Genomic DNA, 24,641 nt, shown 5'->3' with positions numbered 1-24,641 from the left:
CGGTGATGGCACGGTGATGGCAATGTCGCGACCCGGTCGGCCAAATGATCTACGTTTGCGCTGGTGCCCCCGGCAGGATTCGAACCTGCGACACACGGTTTAGGAAACCGATGCTCTATCCCCTGAGCTACGAGGGCGCGGTGATCCACACTACCTAGCGGCGGCTGTCAGCGTACCGCAGGGCGCCGCAGGGGCGGTCAGCGCTGGCACCGCCACCGGGAGACCGCACACCGACCGCACGTGATCGGCCGGACGGGCGGACGGGCACGGGCGATCATGAGCCGTCAGCATCGCTCACCGCCGGTCAGGGACGACAGAGCACATGTGGTGCACAGCAGGTAGCGGGCCGGCATGCTGCCCAGCCCCCCTCGACAACGCCCTGCTCTCGCTTCGAGCCGGCGGCGACGCTCAAGTCCTGCCCGGCCGTCATCGAACTTGAGGCTGCTTGGAAAGAGCAGCACCCGGGTGGAGCCGTGCTGGGCGTCGACCCAGGCGGTGTGCCGCCGGTCCATGCTCCGCAGGATGCGCGGCTCTCGGGCGTCAGGCCTACCCTCGTCGGGGCGGTTCCCCACCCCGCAGCAGGTGCAGGTAGGTCTCGGTGATCGTCAGCCGCGTGCGGCGTAGCGGTCCAGGAACAGCAGGATGGCTTCGTTCGCGAGATTGGGGCTCTGTCGCGAGTTCCGTGATCGATCTTGTCAGCTATGGCGCTGGACGGAGTCTCAGCGGCTTCGAACATGGTCCATATATTCCTCGCCGCCTACGGCATGGTTGACCCAGCGGTCAGGGCGAGCGTCTCTGAGGTGCTCCGCGAGCAAGATCGCTTCTCTCTCATCCCCCTGACGCCCAACTCCCGGCCAGCGCCGATATACGCCTCATCGACTGGGTCGAGCGAGATGAGGTTGGGCAGGTCGCCTACCCGGTCATCATCAGGGTCTTGCACGGAGTGAAGCGAGATGCGGTATGTCTTGCTTATCGGGCCGATCGCAACCCACCGAATGGCTGGCTCCGGCGCCACGTTGCTGTCACCGCGTGCCGAGATGTTCGCGAGAACCAGAACCAGTCCTGGATCTTTACCGCCAATGGTGCCGGCGGTAGCTCCAGAGCCCGTTCACCCTTCGTGCAGATGGTCATGGGGCGACCCGGGTGCGGGGTGCGCGGATATGTCGAGTTGAGTGCACTCGACGTCAATCCGTCGGCTTGTAGAACTCTGCAGGTCATCGTGTACCTGGCTCTGCGCTCCAAGGTGCACAGTCAGGCGCAGCTGAACGTGCACATCGTCGTGCAGATGGCGGACGCACGTTCGAGCCTTCAACCGTCCGCGAGCATGCCAGCGAGATTCAGCGAGACTCATAGGAACGGGCGAGCGCCTTCGTGACGTTCCGCTACCAACGATCGGCATCGACGGTACGGCGTTCCGCTTCTGCCCAGAGGCGGTGTGGCCGGTGGCTGGACTGCCGGTCGGGGTTCCGGTGGTGGCGTCCGATACTCGTTTGACGGCCCGTGGGCGGGCCGGCCGAAGTTTTGCGCGGCCCGGCCCGCCTGCTGCCGACGGTCTGCGGCGTGATTCCCCGACGGGGTTCTGACAGTCGAGGGAGAGGGACCTCCGCTAGACCTGTGCTTAGATCCGTCCATGTCTTCACCCACCCTACGCACAGGCACCCGCGTTCCTAGCCTGACGGTGATTGCAAACGTACAGAAGCGTCTTGACGAGATCCCCGTCTTCCTGCAATCGCTTGACGACATTGCCCACGGCTCCAGGATGCCGACATGGTTCCAACTTCCTGACCAACACACAGATTGGGATCCAAGGGTAGACGGCCTTGCTCGGCTACGTGTGCAATCACTTCGTATGAACAGTCCGTTAGAGGTTGTGCTAACGACTGTTGCGCAAGATATGAAGCCGGTCGGATACGGAATCGCGGCGCTTCTCGCGGTTGAACGGATTGTGCGTCTGGTCATGGACTGGCAGAAGCATCGTTGGGAGCTTTCGAGCTTTCGGCCTCCGATGCAGATCGAGGAGGGCCGGGAAACAGTGGCACAAGCCGAAGCAGAGCTAGCGGACGACGGAATCGGCGGAAATACTGACGCGGGTGTGATCCGGGGAGTGACAAGGATGTCTCACTTCCCCATCGTTTCAGTGGCCCGCGACCAAGACGGCGAACCCAGGTAGGTACTGGCCACCGCTCCGGCCGAGCCGCCGGCACGGCCGGCCGGTCCACTACCCGACGGGCCGCGACGAAAGCCGCAGAATGATCGAAGGGCCCCGGGCCTACCATCGCGGCAGGGTCCCGGGGTTCCCGCCTCTCAGGGCCGCTGCTGGCATGCCGGCATGGCCCGCCAGTCGTGGCAGTCCAGACACCGCGACGGGTCGCGCTCGTCGCCACGGGGACGCTATGACCGCCTTGACATCTCACTTAAGGGCTGACCTGCTGCGCCCTGCCGCTGTCCGAAGCAGGTCAGGCTGCTGTCCCTGGGCCGAACCAGTGCCGAGGCGCCAACGGCATCCGCATCTGCCGCTGTTCGAGTGCGTACAGGGCGGCTGGTCTAGGGGAACGAGATCGGGTCATAGCGAACCGAGCCGTTTGCGCTCCCGCTGTCTGGCGCTAAGTTGAGACCTGAGATTCCGAGGAGGATGAAGTGCCCAAGCGCGTCAACAACGGGCCGGGAGACGACCCGGACGAGTACTGGTTCGAGTGCGAAGACTGTGAGGGCGCGGGAACCATAAACGTCCCAGACGGACGCGATGAGTCCACCAGTGTCAGCGGCGAGTGTCCCGGGTGCGGAGGCCTGGGTTTCTACGGAGGCGACGAAGACGATGTCGAACCGTGCAACAAACGCTTCCACCCGAAGGGTGGTGGACCTGACCCCAGGGCCTACTGGTACTTCTGCCGCGAGCCAAGGGGCCACACGGGAGACTGCGACTGCCCAGCAGTTCACGAGCAGCTACTTTGACTGACCGGGATAGGCGGCGACTAAATACGGTACATGAGTCGGGTGGGCAGCGGTCGACGCACCGGAAGCCCTGACAGGGAGGGCCGCAGCGCGAATCAACTGGGACCGATCCAATCTTGCCTGTAGCACGGGCCGCCGCCTTGGCACCACCGCATCTGCCGCCACCCACGTTATGGAGAGATCATGCCGCAGGTCGTGCGCGCCGTTGCCAGCGCGGCCGTCACCTTCGGTAGCCGTGGATCCCAGCGCGGCCAAGTCCGAGGACGGCCGGTCGTGCCGAGATGAGTTCACCAGACTGCCGATGCCGCATTGCCGCGCGGTTTCGCCGAGCTGTGACATGGTACCGAAGTTAAACGATGGCGGCAGAGGCTTAATGATTGATGCCACGTCAACCGGCTGGGCAACCGAGTTCCTGATTCACGTCCCAAATCTGGACCGTTAGCAGGGATACATCGACCGTAGCTAAGTGCGGGAACGCGTTCCGGTAGTCGCAAATCGGTCGTCCGCCGGTGTTCCAGTGCTTGAACGAGTCGCCAGCGACGGTGATGTCCGCCAAAATCACTCCCTCACTCCCAACATAATGCCAAGCGGCTCGGTTTCGCCAGTTGCCTTCCCCATCGATCTGTCGGATCGAGTACGGCGGCGCGTCGACGAGGCGATTGATCTCCTCACTTATTACGCCTAAACTTCCGGGAAGGTGCACCTCGCCTCCGAAGGTGGCCAGCGTCAGTGGCGTCTCCGGGATCACCCACACCTGAATCCAGGTAATCTGCTCGTCGGCGGCGCACACGATAACGCCCTTCGTGTTGCGCAGTTCCCAAGCTCGACACTCCGAATCGAGCTGTCCCCAGGTCAGACCACTCCGCGAGCCGGGGATCTCGTCATGGGCCACGAACAGTTGTTCGGCGGCATCGAGCGACTGTCCTGCGTTAACACATAGCCCAAACAATCCTGGGCACTCCTGGTCGCGCGCAGGAGCATAACGGTCGAACGACACGTAACTATAGGGATTGGGGATGGCGGGTGGCTGACCGGCATACTGTTGCTTCTGTTGGGCTTGCTGCTGTTCGCGCTCAATAATTACATAAATCGCACTTGCAAAGCCGACCACGACTATCGCCAGAATTGCCGAGAATGTCTGCACAGAAATGCCGACAACCAGGCGCTGAACGTTTTGAACAAAACGGTTGCGGTTTCCGAAGACCTGAATGAACTGCGAATTGCTCGTCGTATGGGAAGAGGAAGTCAGCGGCACCTCGGACGTGCCGACGGAGGTCCGCTGGTTGGCCACCTCGCCGGAAATCATCTGCAGTCCCGCCACGAGAACTCCTGAGACCACCAAGGTCAGGAGTACGGCCAGCAACGTCCAGCTGAACTTTTCCGTAACGAGGTTCGTCACCACACCGATTCCAGCGGTCAGGATGCCGGCGAGTGCAACGTTGATCCACAACGCTTTGCGACTCATTGATCCCCTTGTCGTCGATTCAGCCTGCTGCTATGACGATGCCAACGATACGAACCCGCTGTTTGCCTTCCGGCGTGAGGCGTTGGGTCTTGTCGCTAACTACGACGCTGCACCGTAGCACCGATCCCGTTCCTGCGCCCAGATCTCCTCGTCACCGAGGGCGGCGTACTCTGGCCGCATTCGGCGAGCCATTGAATAGAAGCCGGAGCTAGGTTTTCCGCTGTCGCGGGATACGACAAGCGCGCTCCATAGCGGCTCCCCAATCTCGGCAGATCTACGGGAGACTTGGTCCAAGGGCTGGCTTAGGAAGTCGGGACGGGTATCGACTCGCCTCGCCAGAGGTCCATAGCCAATCAGACCCCCAGCAGTAGCAACCCCAAAAAGGATGTCAGCGATGCGGTCGACACGGTCAACCTCGAACTTCTCCGGCATTGGGCCACTGTAGGACCAGCGGATGCCGCGGAGGGTCGGTCGATCCGCTACCGGCGCTGGCTGATCATACGATCAATGAAGCCGGCAGGTCATCGGTCCGCTTACTCTTCTGCCGCAGACAAAGCGCGCTCCACCTCCGACACCCGTCACCGTGCGTGAGCGGTGCGTTGGCCGACTCGGGCGTAGCAAGTCCGATCGGGGGGCGCCCAAACTCGCGAACATCGGAATCGGTGAGATTTCGCTGGTGCCGAAACACAGCGACATCTGGTGCCGGAACTCACGACCAAAGCCAACAGGAGGCTTCCCGCCGTGCTGGCGAGTTCGCCGCCGAACAGATATGACCGCTTGTAGGCGATCTCGGCCAACTGCTCGGCCAGCGGCTGATAAAGGCTGAGCCGGAGCACGCCCGGAACGCCTCCTGCTCGGCGGGTCAGCGGCAACGGCACCCGCCGCTCCCCCTCGGCCTCGTTGCCAGCTCCTCCGGACTGCGGGCGTCGGCGGATTCCCGTACCGCCTGCCGGGGCCGCGGCGACGGCCCCGGCAACGTCACGAACTCCGCAGCTCGGCGTACCGGCCAGATCACCCGCCTCGACCCAGAGGACCGGATTGGCGATGTTCAGCAGGCCGAGGAGTGCGCGCGGGTCGAAGCCTTCGCCGAGTTCCTTGGCCATCCCGCCGGCGAACTGGCTGCCGCTCTTGTGCAGCTCGGGCGGCGTGACCCGTGTCCAGCCCGACGTAGCGAAGGGTGCTGGCCGGGCAGGAGCGGAGCGACCACATTTCGGTCGCCGAGGCCTCGGGAGGCGGTTTTAGGGCTGTCGGGTGCGGGGTCGGCTGCCGTCGTACGCTCCGGCGATGGCCACGAACTCGCGCAGGGCGTCCTTCAGGTCCTCGAGGATCTCTAGCGATTACCTCGGGCAGCAGCGCGTCTGTCGTCCTCTAAGGATGCGTCCTTGAGCCTGGCGGAGGTGTGCGCCGAGGGGTTCGGCGAGGGACCCTGGCAGATTCCTTACGGCAGTAGAGCACCGGTGTACCGTCCGAGGTGGCAGCTCAGGGGTAGGGCCCGGGGTCGCCACCACCCCCAGCCCTATCTGGGAGTACGCCATGCCACGCCGTGCCGTACCGGCCGACCCCTCGATCGGCGACCGAATCCGTGCCCGCCGCGAACTGCACCGCTGGAGCATCCGCCACGCCGCGAGCCGAGCCGGCATCTCGCACACCTCATGGTCGCGGATCGAACGCGGCCAGCAGCGCACCGACCGATACATGGTCGTAGACCTGGCCGCCGCACTGGAGTGCTCGGTCGTCGAACTGACCGGCCAGCCGTACGCGCCCGCCGATCGGCGCCTCGACGCGGCACGGATCGACGCCGAACGGGTGTGGCGGGAGATGATGCGCCACCCCCTGACAGAGCGGTCTGTCAGACCGCAGGCCGTGCCCGTTCGGCAGGAATCCATGCTCGTCAGAGACCTCTACAACCGCTGCGACTACGCCGGGGCGTTGCATCGCCTCGTCAGCCTGATCCCCGACCTGCACGCCGGGAAGGACCGGCGCGAGGCGACCAAGATGATGGTCCCGGTGTACGGCGTGGCGATGGGTTGCCTACTCAACGTCGGCTATCCGGCGCACGCCTGGCTCGCTGCCGACCAGTGCGCCACAGCCGCTCAGGAGCTGGAGGACCCGGCGGGGTTGGCGGTCGCGGCGGCCAACCAGGCACGCGTCCTGTCCTACAGCGGGGCGTACGGGCCGGCGATGGCAACATGCGACCGGGCGGCTGACGATCTACAGCGGGAGCTATCCGCACCGTCCGCGCTGGACCTGCTGGGCTTCCTGCACCTGGCCCGCGCTCACCACTCGGCCGGCCTGCGAGATCTCGCCAGCGCCGAAGCGCACCTGGCGGAGGCCGCGCGGATCGCGGAGCGGACCGGCGAGACCGACGCCTGGGACATGGCGTGGGGACCCACGAACGTAGCGCTGTGGCAGATGGCGCTACAGCTCGACACGGCGCGGCCCGGCGAGGCGATCGAGACCGCGCGCCGCGTGAACGTGGCCGACCTGCCGGCAGTACGACAGGTGTACTTCTACATGGACATGGCGCGTGCGCTGCTCGACGCCGGCCGGCCCCACGACGCGGTACGAATGCTGCTGACGGCCGAGCGAGTCGGCCCGCAGCACACCCGGTCATCTTCGGCGGCACGAGAGACCACCCGGTCACTGCTGCGCCAGGGCACGGCGGGGTCGGAACTCCGAGGGCTCTGCGAGCGGATGGGCGTCCTCGGCTGAAGTAGTGGTGCGTAAGCGTTCCACCACCCTACGCACGGCTCAGTAGCGTCACCGTGGGACACCGGTCGGGGTGTACGCCCTGGCCCGGTCGTCCAGGCCGGTCCGGGGCGCCTCCCCCGAGAGTTCCGGACCGGCGCCAACCATCCGCCCAGTTGAGCGGCGCCCCGTGACCCGTGGTCCGGGGCGCCGTGGCGTAGGAGGACAACGTGCTGACGATACTCCGAACCTGGTGGTTGGCCCGACGACGCCGCACCCGGGTCATCGACGTGCGATGGCAGGAGTACCCCGGCGGGCCCTGGCGGCGCGGCTACGGGCCATACGAATGAGCCGGCAGGAGAGTGCGCCGGGCCTCGCGATCGACTGGGCATGGGCGACGATCACGACGCACGCCGAGAGGCGACACTGCGGTGGTTGCCGGGGCACCTGGTGCCCGACCGCCGAATGGTCGCTGTGGGTCGTCATCACCGACCGGCTCATCCCGGTCGAGCGCCGACAGCTCGTCACCATCGTGGCCAGGCAGGTGATGACAGCGCACTGGCCACGCGGGATCGCCGGCTGCCGGCCGTGCGGACTGCCAGACTGTGGCCGGATCCAGCTCGCCGGAACCTGGCTCGAGGTGGTCCGGGACGAGTACGCGCCACCGTCGGTGCAAATCCTGCTGCCGTCGGCGACCCCGACCGAGAAAGAACTGCGCCGGATCACCGGCATGGACCCGCCCACCACACCCGGACCTTGATCCATTGGCTGTCCACAGGGCCTCGGTGATTCCGGCACCTTGTACGAGCACCACCTGGGCAAGTTCTTTCGGCACCATCGGCCGCAGGACCATCGATTGCTACTCACCGCGCTGGCGGAGATCAACATGATCTTACGGCGCCGACCGGCCGCGCCAATCCGTGGTCGACACGTCAACTCGACACCAGATGGAGTCAGCCGTGTTGCGTACGGCTACGGAAGCTCATCGACGTGGGTACGAGCCGCCGCGCTCATCGCGGCTATGAGCGTGCGCCCTCACCGTCTCCGTCGGGTTATATGACGGCGCGGCACTCGGGGCAGTTCACGCTACCCTCGTCCGTGCTTGCCCCGTCGCTACTGTTGTCGATGTCTTCGCCGCAGCCGGTCCTGTCCCGTCGCGATCCGAGGATAAGCAGGTGAACGACTACGTCCTCGTCGAGGTCGCCCTCGTCATCCCCGGAGAAGTGGCCGTGCGGGTCGATTTCGTCGGCGTCGGCCTCTTCGCCACATATGGGGCAGGACTCGCTTGCCATAGGTTTCGCCCACTCTCGTTCGGAACTTGTTGATGCCGGGGTCGCAATGGTCCCACCTTTGAGCCAGACGACGGTTGCCGCCCAACGCGGTGCACCGACGGCGAGGCGTTCGACACGCTACCCAGACCGCGACTCTCGCACATAGGAACGCCCAAACCAATGACTCGGGCCCCTCTGGGCTAATAGGCGAAGGACGCGCCAGCTCATCGGCACGAGCGTGCATCAAGCCGCATGGCAGACGACCGCGACGACCTACGGAGAGCTACGGACGGTCACGAGCTGCCATGCTCGTTCGGCGGTAATCTGGGCAGCGAATCAAGTCTTGAGAGGACACACCGGACCGAACTGCGGCGGCCAGCGGCTGGTATCGGTCAGGGCTCGGCGGTGGCTGCCGGGAACTGGTCGAGTCGGTGACGGGTCCGAACCACGTCTGGATGCTCGGCGCCCAGCATGCAGGTTTGATCACCGAGGAGGTCGCGCAGCGCTTGGGCGGCGGCCGGAGGATCACCCATCGCCGCTGTCCAGACCGCGAGGTTGAACCGGGTGCGGAGAGTGTTGCGGTGCCGGGGGCCCAGCACTCGTAGGCGGTCGGTGAGAAGCAGCTTCAGGTCGTGGGCGGCTCCGGCGGTGTCGCCCGCGTGACCGGAGGCGACCGCGAGTGAACCGCGGGTGTTCAGTGTGTCCGGATGGTCGTCGCCCAGCGTGCGGCGCTGGTCGGCGAGCACCTCGGCGAGTGCGGCGACCGCAGCGGCGTGCGCTCCCGCGCGGTCGCGCCAGATGCCGAGGGCGCCGCGGGTGTGCAGTGTCTCCGGGTGCTCCGGCCCGAGTACCCGCAGTTGGTCGGCGACCAGCTGTTCCAGCGCCGTGACGGCGACGGCTGGGGCGCCGGCGTGACCGTGCCAGCGGGCTGCGTTGCGGCGGGTGAGCAGCGTGTCGGGGTGGTCGGGCCCGAGCTCGGTCTTCTGCAGTGCGGACAGGTCGTCGAGCATCGCTGCCGCGCTGGCGGCGTCGCCCGACTCGCCGGTCCAGCAGCCGAGCTGGTGGCGGGTGTCGAGCGTGTGGGGATGCCGGATGCCGAGCACACGGGTTCGGTCGGCCAGCAATGCGCGGAACTGCTCGACCGCCGCCGCTGGCCGGCCAGCCTCCCCCACCCATCGGGCGAGGTTGCTTCGGGTCGCGAAGGTGTTGGGATGGTCGGCGCCGAGCACCCGCGTCCGGTCGGCCAGCAACGGTTCGAGGGCGGCGACCGCGCCCACCGGATCGCCGGCGACGCCAAGCCAGTAGCACCGGTAATTCCGTGTGGCGAGGGTATCTGGGTGTTCATCGCCAAGGCAACGGCGACGGTCGGCGAGCACGCCGTCGAACAGCGCGACCGCGGTGGCCGGGTCGCCTAGCTCACCGACGAGATTGGCGACCCGGTGGCGGGACCGGAGGGTGTCGGGATGATCGACACCGAGCCGGGCGATGGTCTGCTCTTGGATGCGCCGCCAGTGTGCTACCGCCGCGGCCAGGTCACCCGACACGGCGTAGCTCACACCCAGGCGAGTCAGCATCGGGTGCAGGCCGTCCTGCCAGAGCGCGCCCGTCTGATCCAGCGCGGCAACCGACTCGGCGTTACTGCGTAACTGCTGACCGAGGCGGGAGTCGCGCTCCACGTCCGGCCAGATCTGCAGCAACGCGTTCGCGGCGGTGTGCAAGGCGCCGTCGTGGCGGGATCGGTACCGCTCCCGAGCCACACGCTGGACCAGGGCATGAACCCGCACGATGCGTTCACCCGGTGGCCCTTCGACGTCAAGCAAGCTGAGCCGGCGCAGCGCGGCCAGCGCGTCCGACACATCGTCGGCGGTGTAGGTGCCGTTGAGCCACGCGAGCGCGTCGGCCGTGCCGAACACGGTCGTGGGAATGCCGTTAGGGTCTAGGAAACCGGCAAGGTGCAGCAGCGGCGACGCCAGGCCCACCGGTGGGAGTTGGTCGGCGTGGTCCATCGACAGCCACCACGTGGTGGCGACAGTGCCTGCCTGCTGGTCCGGCAGCGCGTCCGCTTCGGGTAGCACGTCGCCGAGCCGGCGGCGTTCGTCGAGCAGCCGGACGCGGTACTCGTCGCAGGACAGCGACCGGTCGACGAGGTACGCCACCGCCTGTGCGAGGGCCATCGGGTGGTGGTCGAGGCACGACGCTAGCTGGTCGATTCCGGGCCGCAGCGCCGGCCGGTCGGCGAGCTTGGTGGTCAGGTAGCCGTGCGCCTCCGCCACGGTGAACAGCCCGACGTCGACGATCCGCCGCCCCGACCCGGCGAGCCCTGCGTCACGGCGGCGGGTTGTGACGATGGTGCGGCCGCCCGCTCCGATCGGCGGCCAGAGGCTGCGGACATCCCCGGGCCGTTGCAGGTCGTCGAGGACGACCAGCCAGGGCCCTGGTTCCCCGGCCAGCCACGCCAGGAACCGTCCCGCACCCTGCTCGACGCTCGGCGATGCGAACCCGGTCGCCACGGCGGCCGCCTCGGCGAATCCCGCCAGCACCGCCTGGCGGGAGGTGGCGCTCACCCACACCAGCAGGCGCACGGCACCGGCCTCCCACTGCCGATGCGCGTATGCGGCGGCAAGCTGCGTCTTGCCGACCCCGCCGACCCCGCCGAGCCCGCGTAGGACGACCACGTCGCCGTTCCAGAGGTCGTCTGCGTCCCGCGGCTGGAAGCAGTCGGCGAGGTCGGGCACCCGTCCCGCCCGAAGCGACCGAGCCGTCTCGAGCCCAACCGGCCCCACCTGGCTCGATCCAACCGGTCGCCAACCAACGAGACCGCCCAGGCCGGCGCCGATCCGGCCGACGTCGGCCGGATCGGCGTCGGCCACACCGGAACCGGGGCGAGCCGGGAGGCGGTCTATGAGGATCATCAAGGCAGCGGCAATGCAGGAGGCCAGGACCAACAAGCAGAGCAGCACCCAGTTCCACCGCTCGGTCGCCAGGTTGGTCAGCACGCCGACGACGACCCCCACCACCGGCGCCGCAGCGACGAGCGGGGTACGGCCACGCCGCCTGGATCGCGTGACCAACCGACCATCACCCCGCTCAGTGCACCGACGGGAGGCCCCTGGCTTCACGATAGGCAACCCTCGCCACCGGAGAGTGATGGCAACGAAGGAACCCTTTCCCAAAGTCGGAAGCGCTCACGCTGGTCGTCGCACGGCCGTCAGTATCGGGCGTACCGCCCTCATGGTGCGGCTGGATACGCGACCGACCACACGGGCCGTGTGGCGTGGTTCAGGGGCGGAGGTCGAAGATAACCCGCAGCGCTTCTTCGAGCGCGACCTCGGCTTGCGGGCTGGTTAGCGTGCCGCGGCGTGCCGCCAGCCGTACGGCGAGGTCCGGGCCGGTCAGCCAGTCGACCACCTGTCTCGGTCCCGGCCGGACGGCGCCGAACGGTCCGTCCCGCTGTTCGACGGCGAGGTACGCGTTCCAACTGCGCTCCCCGGCGTGGATCCGCCTGATCTCCCGTCCGTACTCGGCAAGGTTCGCCAGCGTGATGGCATCGTTCGAGCGTTCCCAATATTCCAGGTACGTCGTGAGATCGTCCTCGATCAGCATGATGCCGGTGAGGACCGGCTCAAAGTGGACCAGGTAAGCGCCCTCTGCGAGCGCTGTCCGCCAGTGAGCCAACGCCAGATTGCGCACGGCTGCACGTTCGGATGCTGGCCAGGTGGCGAAGGATCCGTATGCGAGGTGCCCGTACACCACCTCCACGTCCGGGAAGTCGAAGCCCTCGGCCGCGACGATCTCCAGGATGCGGGGCAGGAAGTGCTTGAGGTCGGCGAGTTCGCCCCACAGCATCAGGGAGTCAGCGGTGTACTGCTGCAGGTCCTCGTCGGTCAGTTCGCGCAGCGGCGCCCGGTGGAGCACCCGCTCGTCCTCCGCCGTGTGACAGTGCGGGCACGGCTCGGTCCAGTCTCGCAACGGATAACCGGCGAAGACCTCGTAGAGCGCCGCGACTGCCTTCCGCAGCATCCGCCCGGACTCCTCGGCATGATCCATCCGCTGGATCGTACGCAGTGACGACCTGTTTTGTTTGATGCGAAGGACACCGGCCCTCATCGCGCAACGACGCCTCACTCCCGAATCTCGAACGCGGCGCCACCGTTGCGCAGGTCTTACCGCAGCCGTAGTCGCGATCAGCACGTCCGTCCTGCGGAGTCGGCTACGGCCCTGCGTCGCACGACATGGCAGGCCACCGGGCGTCAGTGCCCCGGACAGCTACGACCAGCCACCTCGGCCGGCGAACCTGACCTACGGAGAGTTACCGACGGTCATCAGCTATCGCGCTCGCTCTGCGGCAGATCAGTGCGCCGCCCGCATCGTGGCAGCGTCAAACCGGTCGGCGGAAGCGTCCTTGGTGAGGAGCGCGGTTCCGTCTGTGCTGGTCGATGGCACGAGCTCGTATCCCTCGCTTTGGTAAAGGTTGATGTTCCGCTGGCTATTGGAGCCTGTGAACAGGATGATGCGGCGGATGTCCGGGTCGGCGGCGGCTTCGGCGGTGCGCAGGAGCCACCGGCCGAGCCCGTGACCGCGTAGGTCCGGTACGACGGCGAGGCGGCCCACGTGCCAGTCGGTGCCTGCGCGGCGGGTACGCACCATGCCCAGGAGTCGACCGTCCAGCCAGACGCCTGTGGTGTGCTGGTCCGCCAGCCACTCGCGGACCTGCTCCAGCGACTCGTGCAGGGCAGGAATGGCCAGGGTGTCGTTGACGACGGCTTCCTCTACCCAGCAGCATCGCTGCAGCACGGTGACCTCGGGCGCGTCGTCGGGGGTCAGCCGCCGCGCATACGACCCGGGCACGGGGCCGGCGACCGTCCCGGCTCCTGCCCGTTCGCGCATCGGCCGGAGGGCGTGGGAGACCCGGACCAGTTCGTCCAGGAGACCGAGGCCCGCCGCGTCGCGGGCGGCGTCGGGGCGCAGCCGTCCGTCGTCCACCGCGTCACTGATGCGGATCGCGACCGTGGCGCCCAACGGGACCAGTCGCAGCGTGGTCACCACCTGCTTGGCGTGCTGGACCGACCGCGTGCCGGCCGACGTGTTGCCGTAGCTGACGAAGCCGATCGGCTTCCACGCCCACTCGCGGCCGAGGTAGTCCAGCGCGTTCTTCAGGGTCGCCGGCATCCCGTAGTTGTACTCCGGTGTCACCACGATGAAACCGTCCGCCGTGTCCACGATCGAACTCCACCTACGGGTGTGCTCCTGCCGGTAGATGCCCGACGACGGATGTTCCTCCTCGTCGAGGAACGGCAGATCCAGGTCGGCGAGGACCACCGGCACCAACTCGACGCCAAGCTCGGCGGCGCAGGGCGTGATCGCGTCGATCAACCACTGCCCGATCACGGGGCCGAGGGCGCCTGGGCGGGTGCTGCAGAGCAGGACGAGGAGGCGGAGCGGTTTCGTTGACATGGAAACGAAATATAGGGGTAGATTGTTTACATGTCAACGACACCCGAGGCAGCGCCGGTGCACTGGTTGAACCCGGACGAGGAGCGGGCGTGGCGCGCGTTTCTGCGGGTGATGGTCACCGTCCAGGCCGGCACCTCGGGTGACCTGGCGGCGGTCGGACTCTCAGAGCCCGACTACGAGGTGCTGAGCACCCTGTCGGAAAGGCCCGGCCACACCAGCACCCTGCACGCGCAGGCCGACAAGATGGGCTGGTCCCGCAGCCGGCTGTCCCGGCACGCCAGCCGGATGGAGGAGCGCGGCCTCCTCCGGCGCACTCCCGACCCGGCCGACGGCCGAGGCTGCCTCCTCGTGCTCACCGAAGAGGGCCTGGACGCCCTCACCACCGCCGCATCCGCCCACGTCGAGTCGGTACGACGCCATTTCATCGACCGGCTCACGCCAGACGACCTCACCGCCATCGAACAGATCGCCCGGCGCCTGGAGGACCCCCAAGCCGACAACGGCCGGTAGGCACACCCGGCGGGCACCGCCATCCGCTGGACAGCCCGGAACAGGGCTTCATACGGTGCCGGCTGAGACCCTTACATTCGTCGGCGACGGCGCGCTCACATCGGCTGCTTGTTTCATTGCGGTAGGACCGTGGCCCGGCCAGGCTTTGGTCCAGGTGCCTGGGCTGTCGCTCTCACATCGGCTGCCCACGCTGGTCGTGTGGCTCTCATTTGGCCTGCGCAGTCCCGGACGCCGCCAGGGCAGGGAGAGGCTCGAGAGGGGTTTGCACTGCTCAAAGCAGCGTTGCCCTCCCGGCTCGACAATCCAGATGGATCGAGCATCGGAGGACGCGTTGAGTGTCACGTCGGATCGCGTGGTCATCGGTATGGACCCGCACAAGCGCTCTGCCACGATCGAGGTCATGACCGGCGACGAGACCATCGTCGGCGGCGGTCGCTTCGACACCAACCACGCCGGCTACACGGCGATGAGGAAGTACGCCAACCGGTGGCCGATCCGGGTCTGGGCGATCGAGGGCTGCCAGGGTATCGGCCGGCACATCGCCAACCGGCTACTCGCCGACGGCGAGGAGGTCGTCGACGTCCCGCCAAAGCTGTCGGCCAGGGCGCGGGTGTTCGCGACCGGGCAGGGCCGCAAGACCGACGCCACCGACGCGCACTCCATCGCGCTGGTCGGCACCCGGATGGCCGGACTCCGCCCGGTCGTCAACGATGAGCAGCTCGCCTTGCTGCGGATTCTGGTCGACCGGCGTCGTTCCCTCGGTGAGGACCACACCCGGATGGTGTCCCAGCTGCATCAACTGCTGCTGGAACTCATTCCGGGTGGGGCGAAGAAGAGCCTGTCCGCCGCCCAGGCCAAGGCACTGCTGGCCACGGTCCGGCCCCGTGACGCGGTCGGTAAGGCCCGGCGCCGGGTCGCCGCGGAGCTGATCGGTGACCTCGAACGCGTCTACCGGCGTTCCAAGGAAGCCGACAAGGAGCTGAAAGAGCTTGTGGCGTCCACCGGGACCACGTTGATGGATCTGCACGGCATCGGACCGTCCGGTGCCGCCCGGCTGCTGGTCGAGGTCGCCGACGTCACCCGGTTTCCGGGCCGGGCCCACTTCGCCTCCTGGAACGGCACCGCCCCCATCGACGCGTCCTCCGGCGACCAGGTACGCCACCGGCTCTCCCGGGCCGGGAACCGGCAGATCAACCGGGTACTGCACATCATGGCCACAGTCCAGCTACGCAACCCCACCGAGGGCCGGGCCTACTTCGACCGGAAAAAGGCCGCCGGCAAGACGTCGATGGAGGCGATGCGCGCGCTGAAACGACGACTGTCCGACATCGTCTACCGGCAGATGATCGACGACGCCACAGCTGGCCAGGTGACGGGCCCGGGAGGACAACGGGAAACGACTACTGACTCCAGCGTGACCAGCTCACATCCCCAAGCCGGCTCTTCGGACAAGTCACTTCCCGGACCCGCCACCAGTCAGCCTAGAACACCCGTTCCGACCAGCGCTTGACAGAGAGGGGTGCCACGTGCGGGCATGCTCGGTACTGCAGGCTCCACGATCGACGGCTACCAACAGTCACGGGCGCCGCGAGCGAATACGGCCATCCGTGGGTCCCGAGATTCTTGTCTTTGGGGTAATTGTGCTCGCTATGTCTCGCATGGCACGATTTTCCTAAGACGCAAGATCATCTTCTAGGAGGACGGAATGGCCGGCACGAGGACCCCGGTCGGCAAGCTGAAGGACTGCGCCTGCCGCAAGTTCGAGGTCGGCACCACCACGGACCGGCGACCAGGAGCCCGAGGTCACCACCGAGACCACCGGCTGCCAGCAACAGACGAAGCGGTTCTTCGCCCAAGGGCATGACGCGAAGCTGGTCGGGTTCCTGGTCCGGGGCTGAGCTGGCCGGCAAGGAGATCCGCTACAGCCGGTCCGAGGATGTCCTCGTCGAGACTGATGCCGTCCGGGCCGCTCGGACGGTCCGGAGGCCCCGCCGGCAAGGCCGCAAACATGCTGACCCTGGCCCGCGAGAAGGCCCAGCGGGTGGCCGCGAAGAAGACGAAGTCCGCCCCGGCACCGGGACTCCGTGCGGCCACGATCAAAGTTGGCCGGTGAACCTACGAGGCCAGGATCGGGCAGGACGGGGCGGCCAGCTACAACACTAAGTCAGGCGAGACCAAGACTGCTGCCGCTGCCGCTGGGACCTTCGCTGAAGTGACCGAATGATCCCCGGCCTAAGCGACGAAGTCCGGTACGCGCTCGGGATGGCAGTCCAGGAGGCGGCCCGCCGTGCCCTAGCCGCCCTGAAGGCCGGGGAGGAGGACCCCCTAGCGCCGCTGGCCGACGTCTGCGCGATCGCTGGGCGCGATCGAACTCGTCCAGGTCCGGCACCTCGACCGGTACCCCCTGGCGGACGAGGAGGAGCGGGAGATGTTGGACAGCGAGATCGCTCAGGCGGTCTGGGAGCAGGTCGGGACCAGCCGGACCGCATAGATCAACACGGACGCCAGGGCCTCGGTTTTCCGGGCCCTCGTCCTGCCCCGGGGTGTTTCGGTGCTCGGATGGCAGTCCGAGGGACTCCCCGTGACCCCGGAGGGCATCGACGGGCCTGCTCCGGGACTACGCCTGCTCGTCCTCGTCGGTGGCCGCAGGGCGTGGCCGGCGGTGGACGGCAGCCCAAGCCAGAACGGCACTTTTCAGCCAAACTCCGCCACCGGCCAGCCGGACGTACGGCTCGGGGAAGGTGCGCAAGGCCATTAGCTGTTTGGTCCGGCCCTTCGTCGTGCCCAGCAGCTTGCCGATCTCTTGGGCACCGACCAGCTCGTCAGGCGGGGGCAGCTCGGCCATGCTCGGCAAACTAACCACTCCCGGGACTACCCCCTGTGGGAGACCCTATGCGGGCTACCCTAGGTCTTGACCGAGGGATGGGGCCCGCGGGAGGATTCCGGCAGGCCCCCTGCCCGGTAGGACATGTCGCCGCTGGGCGGGGAGCCGAACAGGGGCCTGCCGCTGGTTCTTCTCCCCGAAGACCTCCGGCGCCCGGCGGCAGGCCCCGCCCCCGCCTGCCGAGGAGGACCGGTGTACGTCCACGCGTTCAGTTCCGGGCCCGAGCCGCCCCCACCCCTGAGCCGAGAGCAGCAGATCGAGAAGCTTCGACAAGAGGTCGACTCCTACCAGAAGGCCCTGATCGAACTTCAGCAGCGGTTGAACGAGGCCCGGTCCCGGCTCGGGTTGATCTCGAAGATCGTCCGGGACCGGGAGCGGACTCAACGGGCCCCCGGGGTGTCCTGGGCAGCCGTCCGGGCAGCGCTGTACGCGAAACCGGACAGCCTCGGTGGCGTCGGACCCGACCTGCCGATCTTGTAGCTGCGGCAAGGCCCAGGGTCAGATCGGGGCATACCCGTTCAGACCAGACGGGCCCCGGAAGGTCCCACATGGAGGTGACCGTTCTGCTCTACCTGGCAGTGCTGGCCGGTTTCATCCCCCGCCGGCTACGTCGCCTGGTCGTTGAGGCGGGCAGCCGACGCACTGGAAGCGCACAACCGAGCCCGCGAACCGGATTGCCCGACTCATCGGCTCGGACGCGCGTCGGGTCACCGAGGGCTGCCAGCGCCATGACCGTGCCCCCCTCGTTGCCGCGCCACCAGCCGAGGTGCTTGGTGACGGCGTCGTAGACGTACCCGAGTGACGCGGGGTCGTCGATCGCAGCGCGTAGGTCGTAGACGGAAGGGTTACTCGTCGCTGTACTCGGCGTGCCAGATCGTGGTGGTCTGCAGCTCACCGAGACTGTCCACGACCAGGACCGCCGCGTCGTCGACACCGGCACCGCGAAGCCGCGGGCAGCTCGACCAGGCGCTCGCCGGGCTCACCTGCACCAGCGCCAAGCAGCGCAGCGTTGTTCTCGCCGACCTCGCCACCGCTCATGGCAGTGACGGTGACTGGGCCGCCGACTATCTGAACCAGGCCGTCGACGCCCTGTACACGGACTGGTACGGGACCGGCCTCGACCGGGTCCGAGCCGTGCGACCCGTACTCGGCGACAGTCGACACGGCGCCCAGCTCGACGAAGGCGTCGCCGCTCTCACCGCCAGCCGGGCGGCTCTCCCGGGTGGTTAGCGAGCGGACTCGTTGCGCTTGCGCACGAGGTTGGGCAGCTCGGCCAGCGAGTTGAGCTGGAACAGGCAGCGGTCGCTGACCGCCCTGTCGTCGAGGATGTACCCCCACGGACCGCGACGGACCAGGGCCGTCGCGATTCCGGCCTCCTGCGCCGGCCGGATGTCGTTGTCCAACCGGTCGCCGACGTAGAGCACCTGACCGGCCGGGCAACCCGCCTCGGCCACCACCCGTTCGAAGAACGCCGTGGACGGCTTCTCCACACCCCAACTGTCGGACGTGCCGATCACATCAACTGGTAGGTCCAGGGCACGCTCGTCTCCGCCCTCGCCGTCTGGTTACCGGCCAGGCCGACGCGCAGCCCTGACTCGCGCAGCGCGGCCAGGCACGGCCGGGCATCCGGGTACAGGTCCTCCTCGGTGAATGACTCCGGCTGTCCCGCCGCGGCCCGGCGCTCCCGCTCCACGGCCAGTTCAAACCCCGGCCGGAACACCTGGAACGTCTCCCGGTGGTCGAGGCCGCGAGCGATCACCGCCCCGAAGACAGCGGAGAAGGTGTGGCGCGGTACGCCGAGCCAGTCCGCCCAGGTCCCGTACTCCCGGGACTCGTCGACGATCGTCTCGCCCACATCGAAGAACACGGCAGTGATCACCCGAGCATCTTCGCCTGGGGCCACGACGCCATCAAGCGGTCGACACGCCACGGATCCGAGCCGGACCCGGCATCGTGAGTGCGGCCGACGGCGTACGGCCGGATCGTTGTACGGGCGGCCGTTCCCTCGTCCGGAGCGGCTGGATCATGGCGCGGGTGGCGGCGTACCAGTCGGTGAACCGGTGGCGAGGTGGGTGCTCGGCCGGTCGACCGGCCACCGCCGGCTGGTGTGGCGCCGACGCCTCGGGTGTCGCCGGTACGTGGCGGCTGACCTGCTGGGCGCGGCGGGCGGCGCGTACCGGTGGGCACGGGTAGTGCTGTCCGGCGCAGAGCAGGCTCGCGCATCGGGTCGGCCGTTCCGGTTGGGGCTGGTGGGCGGCGATGACCCTGGCGGCCATGCGCCAGAGCAGTACATCCGTGACGTCCCGCGGGACGTCCTGGCCGGGATCGTGGGCGGTGTCCCGGTGACCGTGGGCGGTGTTCCCGGCGAGCATGTTCGATCTCCTCGTGTCGGCGGCTCAGCGCGGCCATCGTCGAAGCCGCACCGGCGGGACTGCGGCCGGGTTTCGACGTCGGCCGGGACGATCCACGCTCACCTCCGACCGGAGATCAAGTCGTCCGCCGGAGCGGCTCCGATGCCGTCGCCCATCTCCTAAACGGGGTTTGTCAGACGTAGCGAACACTTGGCGATCTGACACGGGTCTCACAGGGGTAACCGTCCGCAAGCCGCGTACCACACCCCACTCACAAGAAGTCGATCTTCGAGGTGGAAGATCACGAATCTATTGCCGCACCTGAGCTGTGCTGTCAGATATCGCGGCAGCCACATGAGGCTCCCTGTGGGCAGGACAGCGGCTTCTGACAGGGCACTCACAGCGATCTGACAAAGCGGCGGGCCGACGCTCTCAGCACGAGCGACGGCCAGTCCGCGCGTCCGACGTACGGGCGGTCAGGCGCCAAGAGAATCGCTCTTGGTAGCCGACGCGGCCACGGCTTCGTCCTTGTCGGGCGGCAGACCAACCAGCAGAGCGCACCCTGGACGGTTACGCTGCGTATCTGTCAAGCGGCCCCGGCGGATGCGTCCTCAGTGCTGTCAGACCCGTGTCAGATCGCCAAGTGTTCGCTACGTCTGACAAAGCCCGATTGGTAGATGCGGGAGACACGAGGCAGCCCGGTCGGATGCCGGTCGCGCGAGTTCGACCGGGCCACCGAAGCAGGCTGGCGCGCAGGGTCGGCGGCCTCGGGGGCGGGACCGGTACGGCCGTCGCGTCGCCGGTCATTCGGCAGCCGGGCGGCGTCCGAACCTCTGCCACCTTTGACAGCACCTCATGCCAACGGCGTACGTCGATGTCACAGGTTTCGCGGCCTACCGGTGTCAATAGTTACTGGTCGATGTCAAAACTGGCAGAGGTGCTCGGATGTCATCGACATCGGTGGCTGTCACAGGTCGGCGATGACAGTTGTCAGCGGCCCTGAGACACGTCACGATGGCCGCGGTGCGCCGTTGGCGACGCATCCGCCGAGGAGTACGGCGGCGCGTCGATGGCGCTCACCCCACCCGAGCGGGCGTCGGCGGGAACGATCGTGAGCTGCACCGACGGGTCGGCCTCCGGTTGGCCACTGGTCCACGAGGTCAGTGGACGCAGTTTGCTGACCCCTCGGAGACTGGCGCTCGACGCCGGTGGTCAATATGTCCGGGCGTCGGGGCCGCGCTGGTCGGGCGCCGGTGTCATCGCCCTTGGCAACCGCGCTAGGGATCCGCTGTCAGGAGGCAGACGTCGATGACACAACCTCCGCCAGACAACCTTTGACAGCGACGCCGATCGATGTCACAGGTTTCGGTGTCACGTCCTGTCCAAGCAGGATTGTCGATGTCAAAGGTGGTTGTCTTCAGCTCTGGACAGATGACGGACATCGTCGTGTCCGCCATCCTCGCAACGTGGGCGCCCCTTCTGGACAGCAGCGTTGTTCAGGGATGGAGGTACTCGCCCCGATGCGGAGAGCCGGGCGGTGGCAGGGCAGACGGCCAGGCTGGTTGGGGAGGGACGCGCGACGGCGTCCGCCGTGTAGGCCGCCCGGTCGATCAGCATTGGGTCCGGGCTCCTGCTGCGCTCACAGGCCACCGGAATCCTGACAGACACGGAGAGTAGTTGTCACAGCGGCCGGCAGCGCGGACGGCGTCTCCCTGTGAGCGTCTGTGAGTTCGGCATGTGTTCGCCAGAGCACACAAATGCCGGTTTGGGTGTGAGGGCGTGGCGGCGCCGGAACCAGCCAAGCGACTCCACGACAGGGGCGGCCACAGCAGTGAACGATCAGGTACCCCGCAGGTACGGGACCGGCTAGCCCTTGGACGTGCGGCGGCCGACCGCAGGCCGCCTGCTGATCTCCCTGCTGGCCGGGGCTGCTCATGCCGCTCTGGCTGCGGCTTCTCACTTTTGTCGGCGTCCCTTCGAGGCCGCCTCGCCCTGGCCTTGCTGCAGGTCAGGGGTGCCGAGCCGGTTCCGCGGTCGGTGTTTCCGTCGGTGTCTGCCCACGTCTCCGGGTCGCTCTTGAACCTGACCCCGACACGGACCGCGGCTGCGCCTGTCATCCCAGCACGCCGCGCCGGTGACAGATTCCGCCTCGACTCAGAGAGACCCTCCGGTCTCTCCCCTACCCCCGTACTCATACAGAAAGAGAAAACCGTGTCTGACCAGGTTCTACGTGTGCAGTCCACGCTGATCGCCCGCGACTACCTACTCCTGGACTGGCTGGCCGACCACGGCGTGCTGACCACGCCCCAAATCGCCCACGCCCTGTTCCCGTCGCTGGACTTCGCCCAACGCCGGCTACGCCGGCTACGGAACGTCGGCGTCGTCGACCGGTTCCGCCCACTCAAGACCGACGGCGGCACCTACCCCTACCACTACGTCCTCGACCAGCTCGGCGCCGAGATCGTCGCCGCCCAACGCGACCACCCACCACCCCGCCCCAGCCAGACGAAGGCCCGACGCCGCCGCTGGACCGTCGCCCGCGTCCTGGCCCACCGACTCGGCGTCAACCAGTTCTTCACCGACCTCGCCGGCCACGCCCGCACCCACCCCGACCACGAACTCCAACGGTGGTGGCCAGAAACGCGGTGCCGCGAACCCGGCGCCCTCGCCGGCCCCGACGCCCTTATCGAACTACTCGGCCACCCCGCGCCCATCCACCCCGACGGGCACGGCGTCTGGCGCGCCGACAACCGGCGGGTGCCGTTCTTCCTCGAGTACGACACCGGCACCGAGCCACTAACCGAACTCGTCCGCAAACTCGCCGGCTACCAACGGATGGCCCAATACCGTGGCCCCCGCTGGCCGGTGCTGTTCTGGCTCCACTCCGCCGAACGCGCCCACCACCTCCACCAGCGCCTGGCCGAGGAGACCATGCTCGTGCCGGTCGCGACCGCGAGCCGTGACCACGCCGACCGTGCGGGCAGCAGCCCCGCCGGACCGCTGTGGTGGCTCCACCACCACCACGGCCTCGTCACCCTGGCCAGTCTCGCCGAGGCACTCCCGTACCTCGAACAGCCCGAGCACGGACCCGACGCCATCGGGTCCCCACCCAGCTCAATCTGAGCGGTCAACACCGCCGACGCACGTTCCGTCCCGTCGTCGTTGACCGCCACCGCCCCGAACGGAGGGAGTCCCCGCCACGGCCCACGACCCCAACACACCCACCGCTCACCCGTTCTCCGTAGGGAGTTTCCTGTGACCGCCCGACGAAAAAGCCGTACCCGCCCTCCCGGCGGAACTGATGACGGCGGCCCCGTCTGGGACGCCGAGACGATCCACGCTCTCGGCGTCAGCACCGACCTCGCCACCGCCGCCCAGATCTTCAACCTCTCCCTGGCCACCGCCTACCGGCTGGTCAAACGCGACGCGTTCCCCGTACCGGTGATCCGCGCAGGCGCCCACTACCGGGTACCCGTCACCCCGATCCTCACCGCCCTCGGCCTCACGCCGACAGCACCCAAACGGGCAGACGGCCCGCCACCGTAATCCGGGAACCCGCGCCCGTCCGGCGGTGTCGACACCGGCCGCCGGGCTCAGCCCTCTCCGCCTCCGCCGCCCGCGCACCGCGCCGGGCGGCGGACCCGTTTCCGCCCGCCGAACGACAACGACGCCCCCGGCGGGATCCCCGTCCCAACCCCGCCGCGAACCGCGGCACACCTACCGGAGGTACAGGTCGTGAAGACCCCACACCACCCTCAGTTCAGCGTCCCGTCCGCGAGTCCGATACCGGCGGAACTTTTCCTCGCCGAAATCGGCCGCCTCTACACCCGTGACCGGTGGGCCGTCCAGATGCTCGTCGAACACCGGACCCTTACCACCGCCCAACTCACCGCTCTCGGCTTCGCCGAAACCCCGACGTCGGCTGCCCGGCGGCTCATGATCCTGGCCCGCCGCGGCTGGATCGACCGCCTCCCGACCAACATCAACCTCAACGCCCTCGACAGCTGGTGGTGTCTCGGCCCGCTCGGCGCCGAGATCACCCGACCGGACGGCGGCGCCCGCGTCACGCCAGCACGGGTGTACCGCGCCCGCGACCGACTGTGGGTCCACCAGAGCCTGGTGAGCCTGCTCCACACCAACCAGTTCTTCGTCGACCTCGCCGCGCAAGCCCGCACCCAGCCGGGCACCGACCTGCGTACCTGGTGGTCACCGCGTACCTGCGCCATGGTCACCGGGCCCGAGCGGCGTGCCACCTGGCACGGCGAGTACATCCACGACCGCGGCCGGCACGGCTTCTGGTTCGAACCCGACCCCGGCGGGATCGGCGCCGCCGCCCTCGCCGACCGGGTCCACTCCTACCCGCCGCTGGCGGAACGCACCGGCCTGGCGACCCTGCTGTTCCAGACCGCCGACCCACAACGCGAAGACGAACTGCGGCACCTCGACCGCCGCAACCTTCGCCAACTCACCATCGCCACCAGCAACCCCGAACAGGGCCACCCAGCTGCCCCGGTATGGCAACCAATCGGCGCACACCACCGGCTCGCCCTGACCGAACTGCCACACACCCAGCAACTATGGCCACCCGACGACCCGATCCGCGGCCACGTCGAGCCACTCGCCCCACACCCCATCCACGACCCCGACCGACCCGGCGACGAAGCCATCGCCGACGGCGACTACACCTACCAGCCGTACCTCTAGCCACCGCTGGGCTCCTCGGCCGCCCCGCCACGCCATCGGGGCGGCCGAGGGGACCTCGGGCCGGCGCTGCCCGCGGAGCGGTCCGACGTCCCCGCTTATTCCAGCAATAACGAACGGGTCCGCCCTTTACGACATGTCCGCAGCTCCCAGCACGTCGGCGGCCGTCCGCCAAGGCGCGGCGACACAGACCGCTGTCTAGCCAGCTGCGGCTTCGTCGGCCAATCGCCGACCACCACTAAGAACTCCTAACTCTTTGAGTGTTGGAGGCGGCGCCAGCAGATGATGGCGCAGGCGAGGGTGAGGAAGGCTTCGTGGATGTCGTCGCGGATTTCCCAGCGGATGCGTAGCCGGCGGAACCAGTG

19 protein-coding genes, 1 tRNA gene and 1 pseudogene are annotated in these 24,641 nt (G+C 67.8%); 11 read left to right on the top strand and 10 right to left on the bottom strand.

Annotation, left to right across the window (positions count from 1 at the left end; genetic code table 11):
• Positions 1-61: 61 nt before the first annotated feature.
• Positions 62-137: transfer RNA gene (locus I0C86_RS30970), tRNA-Arg, on the bottom strand.
• Between the two features lie 2,500 nt (positions 138-2,637).
• Between I0C86_RS30970 and I0C86_RS30965 the strand changes: the two genes are divergently transcribed.
• Positions 2,638-2,952 carry a hypothetical protein gene (locus tag I0C86_RS30965; RefSeq protein ID WP_196204859.1) on the top strand — a complete coding sequence of 105 codons (315 nt, stop codon included), beginning with the start codon at positions 2,638-2,640 and terminating at the stop codon, positions 2,950-2,952.
• A gap of 388 nt (positions 2,953-3,340) precedes the next feature.
• Here I0C86_RS30965 and I0C86_RS30960 read toward each other — a convergent pair whose 3' ends face one another.
• Both I0C86_RS30960 and I0C86_RS30955 read right to left on the bottom strand, forming a co-directional pair.
• Positions 3,341-4,417, bottom strand: coding sequence for a hypothetical protein (locus tag I0C86_RS30960; RefSeq protein ID WP_196204858.1), 1,077 nt, complete (start codon positions 4,415-4,417; stop codon positions 3,341-3,343).
• A 578-nt stretch (positions 4,418-4,995) separates the two neighbouring features.
• Positions 4,996-5,520 carry a hypothetical protein gene (locus I0C86_RS30955; protein ID WP_196204857.1) on the bottom strand — a complete coding sequence of 175 codons (525 nt, stop codon included), beginning with the start codon at positions 5,518-5,520 and terminating at the stop codon, positions 4,996-4,998.
• 463 nt (positions 5,521-5,983) lie between these two features.
• Between I0C86_RS30955 and I0C86_RS30950 the strand changes: the two genes are divergently transcribed.
• Positions 5,984-7,129, top strand: a complete 1,146-nt coding sequence (locus I0C86_RS30950; protein ID WP_323373956.1) for a helix-turn-helix domain-containing protein — start codon at positions 5,984-5,986, stop codon at positions 7,127-7,129.
• A gap of 271 nt (positions 7,130-7,400) precedes the next feature.
• The gene (locus tag I0C86_RS30945) at positions 7,401-7,865 is read left to right on the top strand and encodes a hypothetical protein (protein ID WP_196204855.1); all 465 of its coding nucleotides are present in this window, start codon (positions 7,401-7,403) and stop codon (positions 7,863-7,865) included.
• A gap of 292 nt (positions 7,866-8,157) precedes the next feature.
• Here I0C86_RS30945 and I0C86_RS30940 read toward each other — a convergent pair whose 3' ends face one another.
• The 4 genes from I0C86_RS30940 to I0C86_RS30925 form a co-directional block, all read right to left on the bottom strand.
• A complete protein-coding gene (locus tag I0C86_RS30940) occupies positions 8,158-8,397 on the bottom strand; it encodes a hypothetical protein (RefSeq protein WP_196204854.1) in 240 nt (79 codons plus the stop codon).
• Between the two features lie 371 nt (positions 8,398-8,768).
• On the bottom strand, positions 8,769-11,447 hold the full coding sequence (fxsT, locus tag I0C86_RS30935) for an FxSxx-COOH system tetratricopeptide repeat protein (protein ID WP_196204853.1): 2,679 nt from the start codon (positions 11,445-11,447) through the stop codon (positions 8,769-8,771).
• A 208-nt stretch (positions 11,448-11,655) separates the two neighbouring features.
• Positions 11,656-12,423: a hypothetical protein gene (locus I0C86_RS30930; RefSeq protein WP_196204852.1), complete on the bottom strand. Its 768-nt coding sequence runs from the start codon at positions 12,421-12,423 to the stop codon at positions 11,656-11,658.
• Positions 12,424-12,726: 303 nt separating this feature from the next.
• Positions 12,727-13,830: a bifunctional NAD(P)H-dependent oxidoreductase/GNAT family N-acetyltransferase gene (locus tag I0C86_RS30925; RefSeq protein ID WP_196204851.1), complete on the bottom strand. Its 1,104-nt coding sequence runs from the start codon at positions 13,828-13,830 to the stop codon at positions 12,727-12,729.
• Positions 13,831-13,860: 30 nt separating this feature from the next.
• Between I0C86_RS30925 and I0C86_RS30920 the strand changes: the two genes are divergently transcribed.
• The 3 genes from I0C86_RS30920 to I0C86_RS30910 all read left to right on the top strand — a co-directional run bounded on the left by I0C86_RS30920 (position 13,861) and on the right by I0C86_RS30910 (position 16,453).
• Positions 13,861-14,340 carry a MarR family winged helix-turn-helix transcriptional regulator gene (locus I0C86_RS30920; protein WP_196204850.1) on the top strand — a complete coding sequence of 160 codons (480 nt, stop codon included), beginning with the start codon at positions 13,861-13,863 and terminating at the stop codon, positions 14,338-14,340.
• Between the two features lie 307 nt (positions 14,341-14,647).
• The gene (locus I0C86_RS30915) at positions 14,648-15,850 is read left to right on the top strand and encodes an IS110 family RNA-guided transposase (RefSeq protein ID WP_196204849.1); all 1,203 of its coding nucleotides are present in this window, start codon (positions 14,648-14,650) and stop codon (positions 15,848-15,850) included.
• 426 nt (positions 15,851-16,276) lie between these two features.
• Entirely contained in the window at positions 16,277-16,453 is a 177-nt protein-coding gene (locus I0C86_RS30910) for a hypothetical protein (protein WP_196204848.1), read from the top strand.
• A gap of 504 nt (positions 16,454-16,957) precedes the next feature.
• Here the strand turns inward: I0C86_RS30910 and I0C86_RS30905 are convergent.
• Positions 16,958-17,185, bottom strand: a complete 228-nt coding sequence (locus I0C86_RS30905; protein ID WP_196204847.1) for a hypothetical protein — start codon at positions 17,183-17,185, stop codon at positions 16,958-16,960.
• Positions 17,186-17,416: 231 nt separating this feature from the next.
• Between I0C86_RS30905 and I0C86_RS30900 the strand changes: the two genes are divergently transcribed.
• Together I0C86_RS30900 and I0C86_RS30895 are read left to right on the top strand one after the other, a co-directional pair.
• The gene (locus I0C86_RS30900; protein WP_196204846.1) at positions 17,417-17,704 is read left to right on the top strand and encodes an aminoacyl-tRNA hydrolase; all 288 of its coding nucleotides are present in this window, start codon (positions 17,417-17,419) and stop codon (positions 17,702-17,704) included.
• Between the two features lie 396 nt (positions 17,705-18,100).
• Positions 18,101-18,454, top strand: a complete 354-nt coding sequence (locus I0C86_RS30895) for a hypothetical protein (RefSeq protein WP_230395077.1) — start codon at positions 18,101-18,103, stop codon at positions 18,452-18,454.
• Here the strand turns inward: I0C86_RS30895 and I0C86_RS30890 are convergent.
• Together I0C86_RS30890 and I0C86_RS30885 are read right to left on the bottom strand one after the other, a co-directional pair.
• Positions 18,451-19,103: pseudogene (locus tag I0C86_RS30890) on the bottom strand (HAD family hydrolase). The gene I0C86_RS30895 and the pseudogene I0C86_RS30890 sit on opposite strands and share 4 nt — an antisense overlap.
• Positions 19,104-19,134: 31 nt before the next feature.
• Complete coding sequence (locus I0C86_RS30885; protein WP_196204845.1) at positions 19,135-19,596, bottom strand: hypothetical protein; 462 nt, start codon at positions 19,594-19,596, stop codon at positions 19,135-19,137.
• Between the two features lie 2,190 nt (positions 19,597-21,786).
• Here I0C86_RS30885 and I0C86_RS30880 point away from each other — a divergent pair.
• The 3 genes from I0C86_RS30880 (at position 21,787) to I0C86_RS30870 (ending at position 24,279) form a co-directional block, all read left to right on the top strand.
• Complete coding sequence (locus I0C86_RS30880) at positions 21,787-22,698, top strand: replication-relaxation family protein (RefSeq protein ID WP_196204844.1); 912 nt, start codon at positions 21,787-21,789, stop codon at positions 22,696-22,698.
• Positions 22,699-22,830: 132 nt separating this feature from the next.
• Positions 22,831-23,121 carry a helix-turn-helix domain-containing protein gene (locus I0C86_RS30875; RefSeq protein ID WP_196204843.1) on the top strand — a complete coding sequence of 97 codons (291 nt, stop codon included), beginning with the start codon at positions 22,831-22,833 and terminating at the stop codon, positions 23,119-23,121.
• Between the two features lie 189 nt (positions 23,122-23,310).
• Positions 23,311-24,279: a replication-relaxation family protein gene (locus I0C86_RS30870; protein WP_196204842.1), complete on the top strand. Its 969-nt coding sequence runs from the start codon at positions 23,311-23,313 to the stop codon at positions 24,277-24,279.
• The last annotated feature ends 362 nt before the right edge of the window (positions 24,280-24,641 follow it).

Source organism: Plantactinospora alkalitolerans (assembly GCF_015690345.1).
GTDB classification, from domain to species: Bacteria; Actinomycetota; Actinomycetes; order Mycobacteriales; family Micromonosporaceae; genus Plantactinospora; species Plantactinospora alkalitolerans.
The sequence above is the reverse complement of the archived record's forward strand: the minus strand, read 5'-3'. Positions and strand labels throughout refer to the sequence as shown.

What these genes read in the sequence shown, in the direction of transcription:
- I0C86_RS30920 (WP_196204850.1), top strand. Translation starts at nt 13,861, where the DNA reads ATGTCAACGACACCCGAGGCAGCGCCGGTGCACTGGTTGAACCCGGAC.
- I0C86_RS30945 (WP_196204855.1), top strand. Translation starts at nt 7,401, where the DNA reads ATGGCAGGAGTACCCCGGCGGGCCCTGGCGGCGCGGCTACGGGCCATA.
- I0C86_RS30925 (WP_196204851.1), bottom strand. Translation starts at nt 13,830, where the DNA reads ATGTCAACGAAACCGCTCCGCCTCCTCGTCCTGCTCTGCAGCACCCGC.
- I0C86_RS30885 (WP_196204845.1), bottom strand. Translation starts at nt 19,596, where the DNA reads ATGCTCGCCGGGAACACCGCCCACGGTCACCGGGACACCGCCCACGAT.
- I0C86_RS30930 (WP_196204852.1), bottom strand. Translation starts at nt 12,423, where the DNA reads ATGGATCATGCCGAGGAGTCCGGGCGGATGCTGCGGAAGGCAGTCGCG.
- I0C86_RS30940 (WP_196204854.1), bottom strand. Translation starts at nt 8,397, where the DNA reads ATGGCAAGCGAGTCCTGCCCCATATGTGGCGAAGAGGCCGACGCCGAC.
- I0C86_RS30955 (WP_196204857.1), bottom strand. Translation starts at nt 5,520, where the DNA reads ATGGCCAAGGAACTCGGCGAAGGCTTCGACCCGCGCGCACTCCTCGGC.
- I0C86_RS30915 (WP_196204849.1), top strand. Translation starts at nt 14,648, where the DNA reads ATGGATCGAGCATCGGAGGACGCGTTGAGTGTCACGTCGGATCGCGTG.
- I0C86_RS30905 (WP_196204847.1), bottom strand. Translation starts at nt 17,185, where the DNA reads ATGGCCGAGCTGCCCCCGCCTGACGAGCTGGTCGGTGCCCAAGAGATC.
- I0C86_RS30960 (WP_196204858.1), bottom strand. Translation starts at nt 4,417, where the DNA reads ATGAGTCGCAAAGCGTTGTGGATCAACGTTGCACTCGCCGGCATCCTG.
- I0C86_RS30910 (WP_196204848.1), top strand. Translation starts at nt 16,277, where the DNA reads ATGTCCTCGTCGAGACTGATGCCGTCCGGGCCGCTCGGACGGTCCGGA.